15 protein-coding genes are annotated in these 21,831 nt (G+C 43.9%); 9 read left to right on the forward strand and 6 right to left on the reverse strand.

Going from position 1 to position 21,831, the window contains the following annotated elements; translation table 11 throughout:
- Nucleotides 1–98 precede the first annotated feature (98 nt).
- Complete coding sequence (gene sbcB, locus AVL57_RS07040; RefSeq protein WP_057792452.1) at nt 99–1,532, forward strand: exodeoxyribonuclease I; 1,434 nt, start codon at nt 99–101, stop codon at nt 1,530–1,532.
- Nucleotides 1,533–1,680: 148 nt separating this feature from the next.
- A complete protein-coding gene (locus tag AVL57_RS07045; protein WP_057792453.1) occupies nt 1,681–3,336 on the forward strand; it encodes a FapA family protein in 1,656 nt (551 codons plus the stop codon).
- Nucleotides 3,337–3,443: 107 nt separating this feature from the next.
- On the opposite strand, the gene AVL57_RS07050 is transcribed toward AVL57_RS07045, so the two are convergent.
- Together AVL57_RS07050 and AVL57_RS07055 are read right to left on the reverse strand one after the other, a co-directional pair.
- Nucleotides 3,444–4,904, reverse strand: coding sequence for a diguanylate cyclase (locus AVL57_RS07050; RefSeq protein ID WP_082604934.1), 1,461 nt, complete (start codon nt 4,902–4,904; stop codon nt 3,444–3,446).
- A 327-nt stretch (nt 4,905–5,231) separates the two neighbouring features.
- Nucleotides 5,232–6,407: a thiolase family protein gene (locus AVL57_RS07055; RefSeq protein WP_057792455.1), complete on the reverse strand. Its 1,176-nt coding sequence runs from the start codon at nt 6,405–6,407 to the stop codon at nt 5,232–5,234.
- 268 nt (nt 6,408–6,675) lie between these two features.
- On the opposite strand from AVL57_RS07055, the gene AVL57_RS07060 reads away from it, so the two are divergent.
- From AVL57_RS07060 to AVL57_RS07090, 7 genes are all read left to right on the forward strand, one after another.
- On the forward strand, nt 6,676–7,083 hold the full coding sequence (locus AVL57_RS07060) for a MerR family transcriptional regulator (protein WP_057792458.1): 408 nt from the start codon (nt 6,676–6,678) through the stop codon (nt 7,081–7,083).
- On the forward strand, nt 7,080–8,249 hold the full coding sequence (locus AVL57_RS07065) for an isovaleryl-CoA dehydrogenase (protein ID WP_057792460.1): 1,170 nt from the start codon (nt 7,080–7,082) through the stop codon (nt 8,247–8,249). The genes AVL57_RS07060 and AVL57_RS07065 overlap by 4 nt, the downstream gene beginning before the upstream one ends.
- A 75-nt stretch (nt 8,250–8,324) precedes the next feature.
- Nucleotides 8,325–9,932: a carboxyl transferase domain-containing protein gene (locus AVL57_RS07070; RefSeq protein ID WP_057792461.1), complete on the forward strand. Its 1,608-nt coding sequence runs from the start codon at nt 8,325–8,327 to the stop codon at nt 9,930–9,932.
- Nucleotides 9,933–9,948: 16 nt separating this feature from the next.
- Nucleotides 9,949–10,743: an enoyl-CoA hydratase/isomerase family protein gene (locus AVL57_RS07075; RefSeq protein WP_057792464.1), complete on the forward strand. Its 795-nt coding sequence runs from the start codon at nt 9,949–9,951 to the stop codon at nt 10,741–10,743.
- Nucleotides 10,740–12,833 carry an acetyl/propionyl/methylcrotonyl-CoA carboxylase subunit alpha gene (locus AVL57_RS07080; RefSeq protein ID WP_057792466.1) on the forward strand — a complete coding sequence of 698 codons (2,094 nt, stop codon included), beginning with the start codon at nt 10,740–10,742 and terminating at the stop codon, nt 12,831–12,833. The genes AVL57_RS07075 and AVL57_RS07080 overlap by 4 nt, the downstream gene beginning before the upstream one ends.
- Before the next feature lie 14 nt (nt 12,834–12,847).
- The gene (locus AVL57_RS07085; protein WP_057796209.1) at nt 12,848–13,792 is read left to right on the forward strand and encodes a hydroxymethylglutaryl-CoA lyase; all 945 of its coding nucleotides are present in this window, start codon (nt 12,848–12,850) and stop codon (nt 13,790–13,792) included.
- A gap of 276 nt (nt 13,793–14,068) precedes the next feature.
- Nucleotides 14,069–15,049: a hypothetical protein gene (locus AVL57_RS07090; protein ID WP_057792468.1), complete on the forward strand. Its 981-nt coding sequence runs from the start codon at nt 14,069–14,071 to the stop codon at nt 15,047–15,049.
- A 567-nt stretch (nt 15,050–15,616) separates the two neighbouring features.
- Here the strand turns inward: AVL57_RS07090 and AVL57_RS07095 are convergent.
- From AVL57_RS07095 to AVL57_RS07110, 4 genes are all read right to left on the reverse strand, one after another.
- Complete coding sequence (locus AVL57_RS07095; RefSeq protein WP_057792469.1) at nt 15,617–18,250, reverse strand: EAL domain-containing protein; 2,634 nt, start codon at nt 18,248–18,250, stop codon at nt 15,617–15,619.
- Nucleotides 18,251–18,365: 115 nt separating this feature from the next.
- Nucleotides 18,366–19,526 carry an MFS transporter gene (locus tag AVL57_RS07100; protein WP_057792471.1) on the reverse strand — a complete coding sequence of 387 codons (1,161 nt, stop codon included), beginning with the start codon at nt 19,524–19,526 and terminating at the stop codon, nt 18,366–18,368.
- A 728-nt stretch (nt 19,527–20,254) separates the two neighbouring features.
- Nucleotides 20,255–20,788: an SRPBCC family protein gene (locus AVL57_RS07105; protein ID WP_057792473.1), complete on the reverse strand. Its 534-nt coding sequence runs from the start codon at nt 20,786–20,788 to the stop codon at nt 20,255–20,257.
- A 44-nt stretch (nt 20,789–20,832) separates the two neighbouring features.
- Nucleotides 20,833–21,804, reverse strand: coding sequence for a nucleoside hydrolase (locus tag AVL57_RS07110; protein WP_057792475.1), 972 nt, complete (start codon nt 21,802–21,804; stop codon nt 20,833–20,835).
- Between the last annotated feature and the right edge of the window lie 27 nt (nt 21,805–21,831).

Consider the following 21,831-nt stretch of genomic DNA (forward strand, 5'->3'; position numbering starts at 1 on the left):
TAGATTAAATTCGTTTTGAATAGCTAGGTTTGGTATTCAAACCCACGCAGTGTACACTGCCAGCATGATGACACTTATTCAAAAATGTAACCTAGAACATGCACGAACCTAGCTTTCTTTGGTACGATTTCGAAACGTTCGGTACCAGTGGTCAAAAAGATTTACCTTGTCAGTTCGCCGCTATTAGAACCGATCTGGATTTTAATATTATTGGTAAGCCCATTAATATCATGAGCGCCATCGCTAACGATTACTTGCCCCACCCTGAAGCCTGTTTGGTTACCGGCATTACGCCTCAACAAACCTTACGTGACGGCTCGAACGAAGCTGATTTTGCCAAACGTATTTATGAAGAAATGTCGACCCCCAACACCTGTAGTTTGGGGTTTAATAGCATACGCTTCGATGATGAAGTCGCTCGTTTCTTGTTTTACCGAAACTTCTATGACCCTTATTCCAGAGAATGGCGAAATGGAAATAGCCGATGGGATATTATAGATTTAGCGCGAGCATGCTATGCACTTCGCCCTGATGGCATAAACTGGCCAGCTCGTGAAGATGGTACGCCTAGCTTCAAGCTAGAACACTTAACCAAAGAAAACGGCATAAGTCATGAGAACGCTCACGATGCATTAAGTGACGTTCACGCCACTATCGCCTTAGCAAAGCTCATTAAAGAAAAGCAGCCTAGATTATTCGAATACGCTTATTCGCTTCGTAGTAAGCATAATGTGGCTAACCAGTTTGATTTAACTAAGCCTTCCGTTTTGTTGCATATTTCAGCTAAGTTGCCTGCTAGCCAAGGGTGTTGTACGTGGATAATGCCTGTTGCTAAACACCCTACCAACAGTAACGCAATTATTGCCGTAGACTTGTCAAAGCCTATCGATAGCTTACTTAACGATTCTCCTGAAGAGATAAAAGCCAAACTTTACGCGCGCTATGAGCCTGGCAGTGATGCCAATAGTTTGCGCCCTGGGTTGAAGCTCATTCATATTAACCGCTCTCCTTTTGTGACTACTGCAAAAGCAATGACAGAAGATAACGCGCATAGATTAGGGTTAGACAGAGATGCCTGCCTTGAAAATTACCGTATTTTGGCGCAAGAGCGTGACTTAGGCATGAAGTTGTCAAAAGTGTATGAAAACGACGCAGATGATAAAGAGCAAGATATCGATCATGCCCTTTATAGCGGAGGTTTTTTAAGTACTGAAGATCGCCATTGGTGCGATAAAGTACTGGAATCAAGCCCAGAACAACTTGGCGCCTTATCTGAAGACACTCAGCATGTAGGCCTTAGGGCTTTATTGTTTAGATATAGAGCGCGTAATTACCCGTCAACACTTACCTATGATGAAACGCTGAAGTGGCAACGACATCGACAAGAGCGTTTAACCGACTCCACTTCACCAGCATCGATTACGCTTGAGCATTATATGAGCACGTTAGAACGCCTTGCCCATGAACATGTTGATAATCCCGAAAAACAAGCGATATTAAGAGCATTATTTCAATATGCCGAAAACCTTTGACGAGACGCAACGAATCGCATTACATTAAACTTATGTCTAATGCATTATTGTAATCACAATAATGCATAAACACGCTTAAGTCTGCAGCGTTAAGGTCGATATTGACTATAGAAAAGTAAGCAAGACGGCTCAAAGGATGAATGTAGTAATGAACGGCGTAACCATAAGCTTTGATAAAACAAGAACTCATATAAACCTGACGCTAAACCCTTCAGAGTTTTCTAAAGAAATAGATATACGCCAAGTAAAAGCCGAGTTAGAAGCCGGTGAAACTAAACGGTTATACGTTTCAGATGCGGCTTTAAAATCGGCTTGTGATACTGCTAATCATTACTTTAAAACCGGTGATAACACCTTGGTCCAAGAGCGAGTTGGAGAGAGAAGGAACGCTGAAATAGAGTTTCGTATTCCTGAAGACGCAATGACAGCTAACCTTGTGATCACGTCACCTTACGGTGGTAAATCTCCCACGTTAAACACCATCAAGTCTTTAGCCTTTAAAAATAATATCCATCGAGGTCTTGGCACACGAGTTATCGAAGCCATGTTGATGGAAGCGCGAAAATCACCTCCAGGCACTGTTATTGAGCGTACCGTAGCGAAAGGCCTACCTGCTAGAAATGGCCGTTCTTCTCGATTTATTCCTTTAGTGCCTAATGCACTTGAACGTATATTAAAACCGCAAACCAATGAAGGTGAGCGGGTTGATATGCGAAACCTAGGTGAGGTTATCTGCGTCAAAGTAGACACACCCGTACTTCGCAGAACTGAGCCTACCCTAGGCAGAAGTGGCTTCGATGTGCGCGGTAGCAAGCTACCTCCTGTTCCTGGTGAATGGATAGAGTTTCGCAAAGGCACTGGTACCGTTCAGGCCGATGACGATCAAAATTTATTGGTGTCATCCATTGCAGGTATGCCTAAATACCAAGACCAAACCATGAATATCGACGATACCTATATATGTAACGGAGTAAATGTGGGTACAGGTCACGTAAATTATGAAGGCGCAGTGCTGGTCAATGGCGACGTGACGGAAAAAATGCAAATAAAAGCAGAAGGCGACGTTACCATAAACGGTTTTGTAGAGTCTGCTCACATTGAATCTGGTGGCGATATTATTATCACCGAAGGTGCTATGGGGAAAGTAAATGACAGTGCGGGTGAATTCAACTGCCACCTTATAGCGAAAGGCAGTATTCACGTTCAGCATGGTCAAGGTATCGAAATTCAGTGTTCGGGCAACATTACTGTTGGCCGTCAATTAGCTTACAGTAAGCTCCACTGTGGTGGTGCAGTTATTGTGGGTCAAATAGACAAGCCAATGGGTAACTTGTTTGCTTGCGATATCGTAAGCCAAGATAGAATAGAGGCTGGCACCCTTGGTGCGGTATCTGGCAGTATGCTTAAAGTTGATTTTAGCCCAGGCTTTGCACAACTACTTGAACGCAAAGATGCGTTAGATGAGCTTGTTCGCCAACTTCGCGAAAACAACAGCAAGCACAAAGAAAAAATTGATATTTTGAAAAGTAAAAAAGTGCCTAAAGAACTTAAAACAAAAGTGACTGAAGCCCTTGAAATGTTCAATAACGAAAATGCATTGCTTGATTGGATTGAAATGAAAGTGCTAGAAATTAACGATGCGAAAATTCAGTACCAACAAGATATCAAGCTAATTGCCAATAAGAAGCTCTACCCTGGTGTAACAGCCAAATTGAACAATCGTAATTGGCGCTCAGAGCGTGAGTATGAAAGAGCCCACATTCATTATGATTCTCATCAATGGCATTACGAACCTATCATCTAAACTGCTATTATTTCTAAAAAATAAGACGCTAATACCTAAGACGCTAGGCAAGATGTAAAGAGTATTAGCGTTTATTGAAGCAGGCTGAACGGCGTTTTCATTGCACGTTAGTCTGCTACTGATACCTTTGCGATCCCCAACCTTTTTGAGTGATACAAGGCTTTCGTTGTGCGCTCAAGCCAATCGGTGAAGTTTTCACTTTCTTTTAGTTCAGCTAAGCCCGCACTAACTTGCATTTTCGTATTGTTGTTAAGCACGTCTTGATCGATACATTCCACTAATCGGTCAGCGAGAACCCGCCCCGCATCTAAGGCAGTTTGTGGGCATAAAATGATAAACTGCTCACCGGTGAAGCGTGACACAATGTCTACTTCTCTTACGGTCGCAAGACATTGAGACGCTACCTGCTTTAAAATATTTTCTCTATCGAACTCACTTAATTCACCCCGACAATCACGTTTAACCTCAATCTCCACAACAATTAACGATGCGGTAGTATGAAAACGGTGGAAGCGAGAAATTTCTTCTTCTGCTTTTTGAATCATGTGATTGCGATTATAAAGCCCAGTCAACGTATCGTGGGCTGACAAAAATTCTAGGGTTCGATTTCGGTCTAGCAAAGTAGTTTGCAACGATTCTATTTCATCATTCTTCTGCTTCGTTAAACGTTTAAATTGTGAAACGGTTCTATTGCGCCACACTAAGCAAACAATGGCCAGTAGTACGAAACACGTAGTTACTACTAGTTTGAAGTAATCCCGCTCATAACGAACCTGAACGTTATTCCACTGCTTATAAATATCAACCTTTCGGTTCTCTGGAATGGTTGCAATGGCAGTATTTAAAATAGGAATAATATCGCGAGAAGATTTGTTAACGCCGAATGCAAGTGAGTCGAACGGTTCGGCATACCCAACAATACTCACGTTATCTATTTTTTGATTATTGATATGCGTGTTCACACTTAATAATGAGCCCACCATAACGTCGATGTCCCCCCTTGCCAGTTCAGCAAGCCCTTCACTTTCCGTCTGCACTAGCTTGAGTCTTAACTCTGGATAATGCCTAGATATGTATTCTACTTGCCTGTACCCCTTCACGACCCCAACGGTTCTGTGGCCAATGCCTGCGTAACCTTGCAAAATAGGCGTGCCTGAGCGGGCAACTAAAATATTAGGTGCTTCAAAGTATGGCGCAGAGAAATCGAGAAACTGTTTTCTAAAGTCAGAAACATTCAGCATAGAGATGACCTGGCAGGTACCTTGCTGTACGTACGCCAAACTTTGTTCCCATGATTGAGTTGGCACAAGCTTGAAGGTTAAGCCAGAAAGCTCAGAAATAGTCTGAATGTAGTCGGCAGAAATACCAACATGATTATTATTTCGTATAGCTTCGTAAGGTGCCCAGTCGGGATCAACACAATACGTCACCTCACGAGGAGCCGTGTTATTCATCGATTGTGGTTGAGAAACGTTCTGTTGAAGCGCTTGTGCTGCTAATTCCACTGAGTAAGGAAGCGTAAGCAAAATTGCTAAGAAGACAAGGCGTAAACACCTGAAAGAAATCAAAAAGACCACCTAAATACAAATACGTAAAATGCGAAAAATCGCATACCAGAGTATCTAACTTAGCGCCTGCAAATGCAACATCGGTCTAAACTAAAAAATCACGATACCAGCACATTCAGCCAAAATTTAGGCAATGTACCTGCCATTTCGCTTCATAGTTACTAAATGCCAAGATAACAGATTAAAATTTCGACATTTTTAAATAAGAAAATGAACCTATTAGCGACACAGAGTGAACGCTTCTAGAATAATTAGAACACAAATGGCACCGGTTTGCGGTGCCATTTGCTAATAAGTCATGCTTTTTTTGATGTCAATCAAGCTTGATTATAGCATTTCAACAGCAAGTGCTACGCCTTCCCCACCACCAATACATAAAGAGGCGATGCCTTTTTTCGCTTTCTTTTGGTTAAGCGCGTGCAGCAAGGTAACCAGAATTCGCGCACCCGAGGCACCAATGGGGTGGCCAAGTGCACATGCGCCACCTTTCACATTCACTCTTCGCTCGTCTAATCCCAGTTTTTGAACAGCCAGCATTGTTACCATGGCAAAGGCTTCGTTAATTTCGAACAGGTCGACCTCGTCTTTAGACCAACCTGCTTTTGAGAGCACATTTTCCATCGCACCAACCGGTGCTACCGTGAAATTTTCTGGCTCTATAGAATGCGTAGCATGCGCCACCACTTTTGCAAGCGGCGTTAATCCCAGCGCTTGCGCTTTAGATTCGCTCATCACTAATAAAGCCGCTGCGCCATCTGATATAGAGCTAGAATTTGCTGCGGTTACCGTGCCATCCTTTTTAAACGCTGGGCGAAGTGATGGTATTTTTTCTGGCCGCGCAGACCCTGGGCCTTCATCAGTATCAACGACCACATCGCCTTTACGACCAGAAATAGTCACGTTTACGATTTCGTCTTTGAAACTGCCGCTGTTAATCGCTTCATTGGCTTTTGAAAGCGAGTTCAGAGCAAATTCATCCATTTGAGTACGCGTAATATTTTCAGCATCGGCAGTATCTTGGGCAAAACATCCCATCGCCTTTCCGTCGTAGGCATTTTCAAGGCCATCTAGCATCATATGGTCGAGTACTTGTCCGTGCCCCATGCGATAGCCTGTTCTTGCCTTTGGCAACATATAAGGCGCATTGCTCATGCTTTCGAACCCACCAGCGACAACCACTTCAGCACTACCCGCCTTAATTAGATCGTGAGCCAGCATTACCGCTTTCAAACCAGAACCACAAACTTTATTAATGGTTGTTACGCCTGCGCTAAGAGGAAGACCTGCGCCTAACGATGCCTGACGAGCTGGAGCTTGACCTAAGCCAGCAGGCAGAACACACCCCATAATAACTTCATCAACTTGGTTTACATCGAATGTGTCGCACACCGACTTAATGGCAGTGGCACCTAGTTCGGTGGCTGCTACCCCAGACAGACTACCATTGAAGCCTCCCATTGGTGTGCGCTTCGCTGCTACTATCACTACTGTTTCACTACTCATCACTTGAACTCCTAACCACTTGTAATTTATGGAATAATATTCAACTAACTTTACTTTCGTATAAAAATGTAGACACCCATGTTTAGATAAGCGAACTATCTCACATATGAAAAATTGACGTTAGCAAAATGTTACTTTACCTTAACGTAAAAGGTAATTAACGTTAACGTAAACCTCAATATATTTAGTGTCAAGAAACCCCTTCCATTCAGGGAGAGTCTTTTTGTAAAGAGCATAAGACATAGACATAAGACCAAAGGTACGTGTTATGAATAACAACGAGAAAGAGTCGGTATTCGCTATAGGTGAACTGGCAAGAGAGTTCGATATAACTCACCGATCCATTCGCTTTTATGAAGAGCAAGGGCTGCTTAGCCCCAAGCGTACCGGGCAAAACCGTGTGTATGACAACAAAGATAGAGTGAGATTAATGCTCATTCTTAGAGGGAAGCGATTGGGGTTTTCCCTAGCAGAAGTTAAAACCTTATTTGAGATGTACGACACCAACGCCAATTCCGCCGTTCAGCTAGGCACTATGTTAGAAATGACCGCACAAAAACGGGCTGTACTTCATCAGCAACTTGAAGATATTCAAAGCCTGATGCAAGAACTCGATGAAGTAGAAGCACGATGCCGTGAAGAGCTAGCGGAATTAGAACAAGGAAAAATTGCATGAATACCTCTTACCCTACACTGAACTTTGATCTTGGCGAAGATATTGATTTATTGCGCGACCAAGTCTTTCAATTTGCACAAAATGAAATTGCACCCTTAGCGGAAGAAGCCGACGCTAATAATCAATTCCCCAATGCATTATGGCCCAAGCTGGGTGAAATGGGTTTATTGGGTGTTACGGTATCAGAGCAATATGGCGGCGCCGATATGGGTTATTTAGCCCATACCATAGCAATGGAAGAAGTGAGCCGAGCATCCGCGGGAATTGGCCTGAGCTATGGTGCTCATTCTAATTTATGTGTAAACCAGATTTTTAGAAACGGAAACGACGAACAGCGAGAGAAATACCTGCCCAAGTTAGTGTCTGGTGAGCACATTGGTGCGTTAGCCATGAGTGAGCCAAATGCGGGTTCAGATGTAGTGAGTATGAAATTACGTGCTGAAAAGCGCGGTGATAAATACATCTTAAACGGCAACAAAATGTGGATCACCAATGGTCCAGATGCCCATACCTTTGTCATTTACGCAAAAACAGACCCACAGGCTGGGCCTAAGGGCATTACGGCATTTATTGTGGAACGTGATTTTCCTGGCTTTACCCGCGCACAAAAACTCGACAAATTAGGCATGCGTTCTTCAAACACCTGTGAACTTGTTTTTCAAGACTGTGAAGTACCTGCTACAAATATTCTAGGTAAGGAAGGCGAAGGCGTACGGGTATTAATGAGTGGGCTAGATTACGAGCGCTTAGTATTGTCAGGCGGCCCTTTGGGCATTATGCAGGCCTGCATGGACGTGGTTGTACCCTATATTCATGACCGAGAACAATTCGGCCAATCTATTGGTCAATTTCAACTTGTTCAGGGCAAAGTTGCTGATATGTATACGCAAATGAACGCCGCCAGAGCGTATGTGTATACCGTTGCAAAATCTTGTGACCGCGGTGATACCACCCGAAAAGACGCTGCAGGTGCCATTTTATATTCTGCAGAATTAGCCACCAAGATGGCCTTAGACGCTATTCAGCTTTTAGGTGGCAACGGTTATATCAACGAGTATTCCACCGGCAGATTATTAAGAGATGCCAAATTATATGAAATTGGTGCGGGTACCTCAGAAATTCGCAGAATGCTTATTGGCCGCGAGCTGTTTAACGAATCAAAATAAACACGCGCTCACATTTAACGACAGACTGCGCAGTCTTAGTCATTTTTAAGCTGCGCTGAACAATCAGGAGGGGGTATGCCCGTTCTACGTTCAAAGATAAATACTAAATCAGACACCTTTGTTGCCAACGCGCAGCATATGCAAGCACAAGTAAACGACTTGGTTGCAAAAATAGAACAAGTTTCAATGGGTGGCGGTGCACAAGCTGCCCAGCGCCATCAAGCGCGTGGAAAATTACTTCCCCGAGATCGCATTAACGCCTTAATTGACGACAACACACCCTTTTTAGAAATAGGCCAATTGGCGGCGTGGGAAGTGTACGATGATTATGTACCTTGCGCAGGTGTAGTAGCCGGTATTGGTTGCGTGTCGGGCATTGAATGCATGATAGTGGCTAATGATGCCACGGTAAAAGGCGGCAGTTACTACCCGCTTACCGTGAAAAAACATTTACGGGCACAAACTATTGCAGAAGAAAACAACCTTCCCTGTATTTACTTGGTAGATTCAGGTGGTGCCAACCTACCCTATCAAGATGAAGTGTTTCCTGACAAAGAACACTTTGGCCGCATTTTCTTTAACCAAGCCAATATGTCGGCAAAGAATATTCCGCAAATTGCGGTGGTGATGGGGTCATGCACAGCTGGCGGTGCATACGTACCCGCCATGGCGGACGAAAGCATCATTGTGAAAGAACAAGCCACCATCTTTTTAGGTGGACCGCCCCTAGTGAAGGCCGCGACTGGTGAAGTGGTAAGCGCCGAAGAGCTTGGCGGTGGTGATGTGCATACCCGTATTTCAGGGGTAGCAGACCAATTAGCTAATAACGATCATCACGCGCTATCTCTTGCTAGAAATGCGATATCTAGGCTTAACCGTACTAAAAATGTCGCGTTAGATGTGGCAGAGCCAAAGCCTCCACGTTTCGATGCCAAAGAGATTTACGGTATTGTGCCTGCCGATTCAAAGCAGACTTACGACGTAAGAGAAATTATCGCTCGGGTAGTCGATGATTCAGACTTTGATGAGTTCAAGCCTTTATATGGCACTACATTAGTATGTGGTTTTGCGCGCATCTTCGGCTATCCAGTAGGCATCATCGGCAATAATGGCATTTTATTCGGCGAAAGCGCGCTTAAAGGTGCACACTTTGTTGAATTGTGTGCAATGCGTAAGATACCCCTTGTATTTTTACAAAATATCACCGGTTTTATGGTGGGAAAACAGTACGAACATGGCGGGATAGCTAAACACGGAGCCAAAATGGTGACCGCCGTTGCGTGTGCCCAAGTACCAAAAATTACCATTTTAATTGGCGGTAGTTTTGGTGCAGGAAACTACGGCATGTGTGGCCGTGGGTACGACCCCAGGTTCTTATTCATGTGGCCTAATGCCCGCATATCAGTAATGGGCGGCGAGCAAGCCGCTGGGGTATTGGCGCAAGTAAAACGCGATCAAAAAGAACGTGCCGGCGAAACCTGGACCGATGAACAAGAACACGCCATCAAACAACCGGTTATCGATACCTACGAGAAACAAGGACATCCATATTATGCCTCGGCCAGATTATGGGACGACGGCGTGATTGACCCTGCTGACACCCGCACGGTGTTAGGTCTATCGTTATCTGCGGCATTAAATCAACCTATACCAGACACCCGCTTCGGTGTCTTTCGTATGTAGTTTGAGGGATATTATTATGGAACAAGCAGTTACTTATCACGTAGACGAAAGAAATGTTGTCCTTATTACGCTAAACCGTGCTGACAAACACAATGCATTTAACGATGACATGATTGCCACCTTAACCGAGCTATTTACGCGTGCTGGTAACGACAGTAGTGTTCGCGCCGTTGTTTTACAAGGTGAAGGCAAGAGCTTTAGTGCAGGTGCCGATCTAGAGTGGATGAAGCGCATGGCTGGATACGATGAAGCCAAAAATCACGCCGACGCTATGGCGCTGGCTACCATGCTGCACACCTTGTACACCTTACCAAAGCCTACGATTGCTCGCGTGCAAGGGGCAGCTTTTGGCGGCGCGGTAGGCCTTATCGCCTGCTGCGACATTGCCATTGGTAGCAAATTAAGTAAGTTTTGTTTAAGCGAAGTAAAGATAGGCCTTATTCCCGCTACTATCAGCCCTTACGTAATAGAAGCCATGGGCGCACGTGTGTGTAGACGCTATTTTCAAACTGCAGAAGTCTTTTCAGCACGGCGAGCACGGAGGCTAGGACTGCTTAGCGAATCGGTAACCGAAGATGAACTTGATAGCACAATAGACGACATTATCACCCAAATTTTGAAAAATGGACCGATAGCGGTATCGCATGCAAAAGCGTTAGTGCAAGAGGTTGCCGGTGCGCCTATTAATGCTGAATTGCTTGATGATACAAGCAAACAAATTGCCAAAATAAGAACCTCGAAAGAAGGACAAGAAGGCTTGGGGGCTTTTATTGAAAAACGTACCCCAGCGTGGCAGGAGAAACTAGCATGATTAAAAAGTTACTGATTGCCAATCGCGGCGAAATTGCATGCCGAGTGATGCGTACAGCTAAAGCCATGGGTATACAAACGGTGGCGGTTTATTCAGACGCCGACGCAAAAGCCTTGCATGTTTTACAAGCCGATGAAGCGGTTTATTTAGGCCCTGCTCCCTCTAAAGATAGCTATTTGCGCGGTACTGCAATTATTGAATATGCCAAGAAGCTTGGTGTAGATGCCATTCATCCGGGCTATGGCTTTTTATCTGAAAATGCCGAATTTGCTAAAGCGTGTGCCACGCACGATATTATATTCGTGGGCCCACCGGCGTCTGCCATAGAAGCTATGGGGTCTAAATCGGCAGCAAAGAAAATTATGGAAAGTGCAGGCGTGCCTTTGGTGCCAGGTTATCACGGCGATGACCAAGACGAAGCGACCTTGAAGCAAGCTAGCGATGCCATGGGCTACCCAGTGTTGCTTAAAGCTGCTGCCGGCGGCGGTGGTAAAGGTATGCGCCAAGTGTGGAAAGAAAGTGAGTTTTCGGCCGCGTTAAGTGCAGCTAAAAGAGAGTCGATGGCCAGCTTTGGCGACGAGCATATGCTGGTTGAAAAGTACCTCACTCGCCCTCGCCATGTTGAGATACAAGTTTTCTGTGACACCCATGGTAATGGTGTTTACCTGTTTGAACGTGATTGTTCAGTGCAGCGCCGTCACCAAAAGGTAATAGAAGAAGCACCAGCGCCTAATTTTCCTGCCAATATTCGCCAGCAAATGGGCGAAGCCGCCCTTCAAGCAGCCAAAGCGATTAATTATGTAGGTGCGGGAACCGTTGAGTTCTTGTATGACGAAGACGGCTCGTTCTATTTCATGGAAATGAATACTCGCTTGCAAGTTGAGCACCCTGTAACAGAAATGATTACCGGTGAAGATTTGGTTCGTTGGCAGCTTGATGTAGCAGAAGGTAAAGCGCTACCTAAGTCTCAGTCAGAATTAACATTAACGGGACACGCATTCGAAGCACGCATTTACGCCGAAGATCCTAACAACGATTTTCTGCCCGCCAGCGGTACGCTCTCGCTTATCAAGACACCCACGCTATCAACCTCGACTTCCTATCAAAATAGCCAGTCGCTTAACGAGACACCCACGTTATCTAGCCAAAGTTCAGTGAGTAAAGTACGGATTGATACCGGCGTGCAGCAAGGTGACGACATCAGTGTTTATTACGACCCAATGATATCTAAGCTTGTCGTTTGGGGTGAAAACAGAGATGCGGCTTTAAAACAGTTAGTTAGTGCGCTTAAGCAGTATCACATTGACGGAGTAACCACGAATATAGATTTTCTTATCGACGTGGCTTCAAGTGCGCCTTTCAGTAACGCTGAACTAACCACAACTTTCATTGATAAACACGCTGACACTTTGTTCAACAACCAGAGCCAATCCGTAGATGCCGAGCTTCCTGCCATTGCACTTTTGTCTGTACTTTCACGCAATCAAGGTACAGCGAAGATTGGTTCACTACCCTCCCCCTGGGGAACTATAGGCTCATGGCGCCCCAACATGGGATATCAAGAATCCCTGTCCGTTATGGTGAATGATGAAGTTCACTCACTCACAATAAGACATATAGCCGAGTCAGATAATACTCTGAATCAAAAGGCCATTTCTCTTAAGGTGAGAAAAGATAGCGAAAGCATTGAGGTAACGGGTCATATTGTTGGTGATAAGTTAATTGCTTCTGTAGAGGGTGTAAGGCGTACATATCATTTTTCGAACAATGAAGGGCAATTTGGCTTGTTTGGTCAAGATTCGCCCTGTCACTTCAAGGTCTTAGCGCCTGATATGGGAGATGATGATGACAACCATAATGGTGCAAGCTTAGATGCACCAATGAATGGTACCGTAGTGGCTCATTTGGTTGAGATTGGTGATAGCGTTAAAAAAGATGCCCCCTTACTTATTATGGAAGCCATGAAAATGGAGCATAGTATTACTGCCCCTTGCGACGGTGTGGTGCGTGGCTACTTTTATCAACCTGGTGAGTTGGTCGATGGCGGCTCAGTGCTGATTGATTTCGATTCTGACTCAAAAGGTGAATGAGCGTGGAAAAGTCTATGAAGACACCCATCGTAAATTCGGTCACTAACCCTACTACTCACTTTCCTTCGAAAGTGAGTATCGTGGAAGTTGGTGCCCGTGATGGGCTGCAAAATGAAAAGGCGATTCTTAGCGCTAAAGACAAAATACACCTCGTCAATTTACTTAATGCAAGTGGTTTGAAACGTATTGAAGCTGGCAGCTTTGTGTCTCCCAAGTGGGTTCCCCAAATGGCAGATTCTGACGAAGTATTCAAAGGAATTAGCCGGGTAAAAGAGGTTATCTATTCAGCCTTAACCCCAAACCTAAAAGGGTTTGAAGCTGCGTTGGCTGTTGGCGTCGATGAAGTTGCTATTTTTGGCGCTGCGTCTGAGTCTTTTTCCCAAAAGAATATAAACTGCTCAATCAGTGAAAGCTTGAAAAGATTCGAGCCTGTCATTGCAGCTGCAAACACGCATAAAATTCCAGTTAGAGGCTACGTGTCTTGTGTGATGGGCTGCCCTTATGAAGGAGAAATCCCCAGCGAGTCGGTGGCACTAGTTTCAAAGACGTTACATGATATGGGTTGCTACGAAATTTCACTTGGCGACACCATTGGAACCGGCACTGCGGCATCTACGGCTCGTTTACTCGAGCACGTTTGCCAGCATGTACCAGTTGCAGATTTAGCCGTTCATTTTCACGACACCTATGGCCAAGCACTAGTCAATATCTACACCGCATTACTATATGGTATATCGAATATAGACAGCGCGGTTGCTGGGCTTGGGGGCTGCCCATATGCTAAAGGTGCCAGCGGAAACGTAGCGACGGAAGACGTACTGTATATGCTCAATGGACTTGGAATTGAAACTGACGTGAGTATGGAAAAGCTGCTTATAGCTACTGAATTTATCTCTTCTGTGTTGAACAGGAAACCAGTGTCTAAAGTAGCTAATGCATTGCTTGCCAAGAAAAATTAATTTCAGATTCTCTAGGGCTAAGTGCTCACAACATGATAACTGATAACTAGACACCCATCATTAGAATGAGAGTGTTTTATCAAGACACTCATTGATAACTAGACACCCATCGTTAGAATGAAGGGGTTCTATCAAGACACCCATAGTAAAAGTCCACTAACCAAACACCCGCAATAAAATAGAGAGTTAATTCGATTAATTCACGCCTAAAATACAGGTTCATTAATGGTTATTGATTGCTAGCATGGTTCAATATGAAATTACTGGATATTAACCGTGCCGCAATCAAGACGCAGCCAAATTAGCCTTGCTGATACACCCTATTATCACTGCGTTTCACGCTGCGTCAGACAATGCTACCTATGCGGTGTTGATCAACTCTCAGGAAAAAGCTTCGAGCATCGAAGAGGCTGGGTCGAGCGTCGCTTACTAGAGTTAGCTTCGGTGTACTCTATTGATATTTGTGCCTATGCGGTAATGAGTAATCACGTTCATGTGGTACTGCACGTTGATATAAAAAGTGCCAATTCTTGGAGCTTAGAACAAGTGCTAACCCAATGGCACCGTATCCATAAAGGTACCCTGCTTACCCAAAGGTATCTCAAGGGTGAGCGTCTCTCGGGTGCAGAAATAAAAGCAGTAACCGATACCGCTGAAGTTTACCGCCGGCGCCTGTATGACATTAGTTGGTTTATGCGAAACCTCAATGAATTCATTGCTAGGGCAGCTAATACAGAGGACGAGTGCACAGGGCGATTTTGGGAAGGTAGATTTAAATCTCAAGCTTTATTGAATGAAAGCGCCCTACTTTCCTGTATGGCCTATGTAGACCTAAACCCCGTTAGAGCCAATATAGCGACAACCCCCGAAAACTCTAGGTACACCAGTATTTACTCACGTTTACAGGCATTGAAAGGCAATTCGAAGATTTCTGCATTACTACCCTTTTCAGGGGAACGCAATCAACGCAATATCAAAGAAATACCTATTAGACTGACTGATTACCTTGAACTCGTTGATACAACGGGAAGGATCATTCGTGATGACAAACCTGGATATATTCACAGCAATTGCGCCCCAATATTATCTCGGTTGGGGATAAGTCAGGTTCACTGGCAGGCACTTACTTCCCACTTTGAAAAGCTGTTTAGTTATGCGGCAGGTTGTGAAATTACAATGAGGGGATTTAAGCAAAATACCAACAGGCAGCGCGCAAGGGGGATGAAAAACGCAAAATTACTTTCCTGCGCCTGTTAATACCCACCTTCTATTCTGTGGTATAAATTAGGTGGCAAAAAAACCTTATTGAACTATCCGAATTTATCTTAAAAAGCTAATACCTAACCCTTTCTTAGCCATAATGCTGCCGCTTTATAAGCCACTTTTCAGACCAGCTAAGTAGACTTGTCATATGCACATATATTTACTGAGCAAAGTACTTGGTGAATTTCTAATTCTGCGCGGCTAACAGAATTATAATGACACCCACTGTATCTTTGTGCGGAATTATCGAGTGGAGTTATCGAGACACCCACCGCATCTACTCGAGTAAGAATGGGACTCAAACCTACATTAAGGTGGGTGTCCTTCGAATCTTGCTTACTACTTCTGTTTAAATTTAAACATGGGTGTCTTGATAAAATTTGGGTGTCTTAATAAAATTAGGTAGCCTTATAAATTAAAATCACCCTAATCGCGTTCTTATGATGGATGTCCTGTTAATGCCTTCTTATGATGGGTGTCCTGTTAATGCCTTCTTATGATGGGTGTCCTGTTAATGCCTTCTTATGATGGGTGTCTTGAAAACTAGTAATAACTCTCTGCTCAAGCAAGTTCCCGATTACCGCTCAACGCCAACCATGCCTCGTTAGCTTCCCAAGTAGTTAGCCATTGAGAAACTTTATTGGCCGGCATAGGCTTGGCTATGCCATAGCCTTGCGCTAACTCACAACCCAAGCGGACAAGGGCAACGCCGTGCTCAACCGACTCTACGCCTTCCGCAATTACATCTCGTTTAAATGTCTTTGCCAACCCAACCACACCTTCAACAATCGCTAAGTCATCAGTGTCATCTAGCATATCTCGTACAAAGCTTTGATCAATTTTGATCAAGTAAGCTGGCAAACGCTTCAGATAAGTAAGTGATGAGTAACCAGTACCAAAATCATCTAAAGCAAAGCTCACCCCTAAATCGTGACACGCATTCATTGTTGAAGATACTTGGAAAGTATCTTGCAGCGCACTAGTTTCCAGAATCTCTAGCTCTAAATAGCCAGGGTCTACATCAGGGTGAGCCGCCAACAGTGCTTCTAGCCGAGAGGTAAAGTTGTCCTGCTGCAATTGATGTGCGCTAATATTCACACTTACGGGTAATGAAATACCGCTTTTCTGCCAGCACGCAATTTGTGTCAAAGCCGCATCAATAACCCATTCTCCCACTTGCAAGCTGACACCGTGACCTTCAATAACAGGCAAGAAATCTAGCGGAGGAATTAGACCACTTTCGGGATGCTCCCAGCGGATCAAAGCTTCTACGCCAATGACTTCACCAGAACTCATATTCACCTTGGGCTGGTAATGTAAGACAAATTCATTTCGTTCCAGGGCAACGCGCACATTATCAATGCTTTTATTATAAGTATTAATCGCGTTATCTTGTTCTAAGTCGAACTGGTGATATCGGTTCTTACCTCCTTGCTTTGCAACGTACATGGCTTGGTCCGCATGCCGTATTAACTGATCAGCATCTACGTTATCTTGAGGAAAGACAGTGACTCCAATACTCGCTGATACTTGCATAACCGCATCGGCAACATTGACTGGTGCAGAGGCAGATTTAAGAAGTCGATTTAAAACATGCTCACAGTCACTGAACTCATTCAGGTTAACCATGATTATAATAAATTCGTCTCCGCCAATACGTGCAATGGTATCACCTGCTCTCAAGCTAGCTTTTAAGCCACTAGAGACCTCAACCAAAAACTGGTCACCTATGTTATGTCCGTAGTTATCGTTAATCGCTTTAAAACCATCTAAATCCATGAATGCGACAGCTAATGAATTTTGTTGTAACTGACTGTGTTTAATGGCTTGATTAAGGCGCTTAGCAAGCAAAACTCTGTTAGGTAAATTGGTCAGCAAGTCATAATGTGCTATCCGTTCTAACTTGCCTTCATTGAGCTTAATTTCTGATATATCGGTTGAAAGCGAAACATAGTGTTGAACCTGACCCTCCTCGTTTTTAACTGCACTGATTGTGACCATTTCAGGGTAAATTTCACCGTCCTTACGACGATTCCAAATCTCCCCTCTCCAGTTTCCATCAGTGTTAAGCGTATTCCACATGTTTTCATAAAACTGTGCAGCGTGACGACCCGATTGAAGAATTTTAGGGTTTTTCCCCAGTACTTCCGATTTGCTGTAGCCGGTGATACGGCACAGCGTATCATTCACTTCAACAATCGTGGCTGAGGCGTCGGTAATAATTATGCCTTCGTTCGCATGAGTGAAAACGCTGGCAGCTCGCTTTAATGTTTCTTCAAAACGATTTTTTTCGATAGCGATACTCGCTAAACTGGCAGTCTGCTCAATTAGCGCAAGATCAGCGTCACAGGGGTAATTAATACTAGCGTGATAAATGGCAAAAGTACCAAGCACTGCACCTTGTGTAGAACGAATGGGTTCAGACCAGCAGGCACCTAAATTAGCGCGCTCAGCTAACGCTTTAAAATTTTTCCAGTAAGGGTGTGTTTGAATATCTGCAACGATGACACGTTCGTTAATAAACGCTGCTGTGCCGCAAGAACCTACGCCACTACCTATTTCAACGCCATCGATAGCATCGACATAAAACTTTGGAAGACTTGCTCCAGTTCCACTACGTAAATGAATCCCAGACTCATCGAGAAGTAAGATACTGCACATCATTTCCGGATTGTTAAGCTCAACCACACTGACAATCGCGTTCAAGACCACTTTTAGAGGCTCTCCGTTGGTGATGAGCTCTAACACTTCACTACGAGTGGTTTCTCTTAACTCATTCTGCCTGCGTTTGGTCACATCACGAATTACACCAACAATAAAACGCCTGTTGTTGCGGTCGATAAATCGGCTCAATTTAGCCAGTAATACACTTACTTTATTACCTTTTCCTTTCAGGGTTTGCTCTATAACTTTATCTTTCCCAGAATCTAACACTTGCTTGTCGCTCTGCGCTAGATTCACCAATTCTTGTGGGTAGATTTTATCGGAGAAAGTTTTTCCAATAAGCTTTTTTCGAGTAACGTTCACAAGCTCACAAAAAGCATTGTTAGCAACTAAAAGCTTACCCTCTCCGTCTTTTATAAATACGGGGTCAACTGATATATCTAAAAACGCGTTAAGATAACCCTCTAATTCCTCAGGATCCTTAACTGGCAAGCCTGCCGATTCATTTTGTAGTTGGTATTTATAAGACATACTTGAAACCAAACTTGATTACTAAAGCCAAGTTCGCCCAATATCGACTGAGATATAAACTGGGCTCCAGAAAAGCAATCACAGTAATTCGCACAGCGTTTAACCTCCGATTCGCTTATTTTTCTTTTGGTAATATAAGCGTAGTACAAATCGCCACGGTCAGCATCGCTGCCATGATATACACCACTGAAAAGTCGATGAATGACGATACAATCGCGTAAACCCCACCAAACCCAAGCAAAATAAGACCTATAGCTGTGTTTGAAAAACCAACTAACTCAGTCCTGTCTTGCCCTTCTTTAATATCCAAGCTATAAGTTTTTCGCCCTGTTCGCACGCCAGCATGTGCAATTGAGAGAATAAAAAACAAACCTGCAGACAGCCACACACTTTCAGGCTCCATAGCAAGTAAGCCAACACAGGCGATTAAAGCCAAGACTCCTGACAATTGGAGGGTGAATCGAGCACTCTTATCTGCAATCTTTCCCCATAGAAACGAAGAAAGCATTGACGCTAGGGCTTGTGCAGCAAGATAAAAAGGAAGCAACGATTTCGCGTTTTGCGAACTTTCTAACATGAAATATGGCGCGACTAGCGCAGAGTGAACAAACAACCCCCGAACAAAAACGAATCGATACACTGTGTTGTCAAAACGCCAGTTAAACAACGACTTATTTTGAGACTCTTCTATTTCAACATGGGTTTTTATCGAAAACATTAAAAATAGCGTGATACAAAATGCAAGTGCTGATGAGGCTAATAAAATGAAGATTGAATAACCTTCAAGCTCTCTTTCAAAATACACGAGAGGAACTGCAGCGCATAATGTCATCACACCGGACGCCGTAGATGCTAAACCAACTAACTTACCTCGTTCACCTTTTTGACTAATGTCTGCTTCCATATCTTTTACGGTAAGTGAGCTTGCAGAGCGGCCTAAACTTAGAAACACCAGTGATGCGAGTATAATTAACCCCGCCACAAAACCTTCAGTGACAACTGCGGCAGCTAACATTGTACATATAGCCGAGATTTGTATGGCCATACCTAGCCGCCAAACATGGTGCCTAGCGCTTTTTTTGCGTAAATACACACCAATTAACGCTTGGGGCAACAATGCACCAGATTCGCGAATTGGCACCAACCACATCACCATCCAGCTAGGAGCCCCCAGGGAGATTAGTAGTGCAGGCAATGTGGTTTTTGCAGATGCTAATAAGTCGGCTAATTTATTAAAAGCTAGACCCACTATTAGGCGGCGTTTATTTCCCAACATGTTCTTTCCCAACATGAATTAACACAATTACGATTGTTGCTGTATAACAAACCAACCGCCGATTACTTTAGCGTTACTTAACAGACTTTGTACGAAAATAGCTCAAAACTTGATCACGCGGTTTTAAGGCGCAACATATTTTATTAACACACTGAATAACCTAAACAATTAGGCCAATTTTAAATATCAATTTAATCGAGACACCCACCTTAAACAGCCTTAGCGAGACACCCACCTTAAACTAACTCTCCCACAACTCACACAACTACAATCATCAGGGTTTCATTAGAACTTCGCTTTACATGCTTTACGCTAGCATGGGTGTCTCTGTAAAACATTATAGAGTGAACGATAACGTGGGTGTCCCAGTAACATTCAAAATCATGGGTGTCTTCATAACGCGGTACGCAAGCGTGGGTGTCTTGGTAACTCTTCTGGGGCAACTTCCTAATCATGGGTGTCTCTGTAAAAAAATTATCGAGTGAACGATAACGTGGGTGTCTTGGTAACATGGATGTCTTGATAACGCGCTTGGTAACAGGCTTTAAATCATGGGTGTCTTGATAACACCATCTAGCTTCACTTTATATTTCATTCATTTGAACTTCTATTGCCCAAAATGAAAAAAGCCAAGTACGCTTTGGAAAATATCCATACAAGCTAACTTGGCTTGGTCTGTAGTGAAAAATATTGGCGCTTTTGTACCAAGCAAAAGCTTACCTAGGTGACTAGCCTTTGTTTTCCACTACGGTTTTTAAATTTTCTAATCCCATCTCGAAATCTGGGCCTATCATGCCGTCCATCATCAGTACAAAGTAGCGACTGATGATGTTGTTACCCACGTCACCTGAGTCAACCCACGTCACTTTAGTAGCCTCACCAGCAGGCGATATTACTAATGATCCTGTCGAACCCATTTCCCATTCTGGGAAAGCCAATGAGTAAACCACCTTTTTATTGTGTTCTAAGTCGGTAATTTTCATCTCCCCATTACCTTCCGTCACGCTTTTCCAAGATGACATCATTCCAATAGCTCTATCTGGCCCAGAGTAATCGATTTCCATACTAGGGTCCCGTTGAAACCAAACGCCCCAGTTTTGCCATGCCCGCAAATCGACGACATCGGGATAAATTTCTTCAGGTTGTGCATTAATCAAAATGCTTCTTTCAACTTTGTATTGCTGTGGAAGGAACAGCCCAACCACAACTACCAAAGCGATCAGTACGCCCACACCTAAAACTATCTTCTTTAAAGCTGCCATCTAAAACTCCATGATAATCACATAGGATTAGAAATATATAACAATTATTTAACAAATGGCACTGGTGATTGACAAAACTCTCCGCTTAAATAGTGAATTACCATTTCGCGGACATAATCAGCATCAACGCTTGCCACCCAAGAAATTGAACTCCCCGTTTCGTCACAGGGGTAGGTATGGCCTGCATTCGGCGTTGTTGTACTAACCGCAACCTGACCGGTTTCAATACGCAGCTTGGTATCTGGTAAGGCTAATACACAGGTTGAAAGAATATCCCATAAAAAATACGTAAACTCATAAGAGGGAATAGACGTCACCGTTGACGCCCAAAATTGCCCAGACAGGTCTGAAACCGGCGTATTTTTTACAGCAAGTTGCTGCAAAAAATCCCAACTAACAGGCAAATCGTTGGTGGCATCTAAAGGCACTAGCAGCAAATTTACGCCACTATCTACCAATACTTTAGTGGCCTTAGGATCCCAATAGGCATTCCATTCCGCTGAACCGTCATGATCATGCATAGCCACATTACCTTTGACCTTTACGGCACCTCCCATCCACACCACTTTTTGTACCTTATCTACAAGGTTTGGGCTTTGCGTTAACGCGGCGGCTAAGTTGGTAGCCGGGCCTGTCATTAAAACGGTAACAGGCTCAGCAGCATGAGTTAATGCACTATGCATCCATTCATGCGCGGCCTTGCTTTCAACCTTCACGTCATCGTGAGATGTACGCAGCATGGTGGGGGTAGCATGGCACATTTTAGGTTGAGCGCGCCATTCAGGCGGAAATGGATTGGGGCCTGTTAACTGCCCTACACTTACAGGAATATGGGAATTACCCGTTAATGAAAGGATTTTGCGAGTACTCAGCAAAGCATCATCTGGGTAACAGTCGGCCGGCGTAATGGTTACACCCACTACATTTATATTAGGTAAACGCAGCAAAAGTATTAGCGATAATAAATCGTCAATGCCACCATCGTGGTCAAAAATAACTGGGGTAGTAGAAGACATAAAATATCCCTTAAGAAAAAATAACGT

The sequence above is a fragment of the Alteromonas stellipolaris genome (assembly GCF_001562115.1).
Lineage (GTDB): Bacteria > Pseudomonadota > Gammaproteobacteria > Enterobacterales > Alteromonadaceae > Alteromonas > Alteromonas stellipolaris.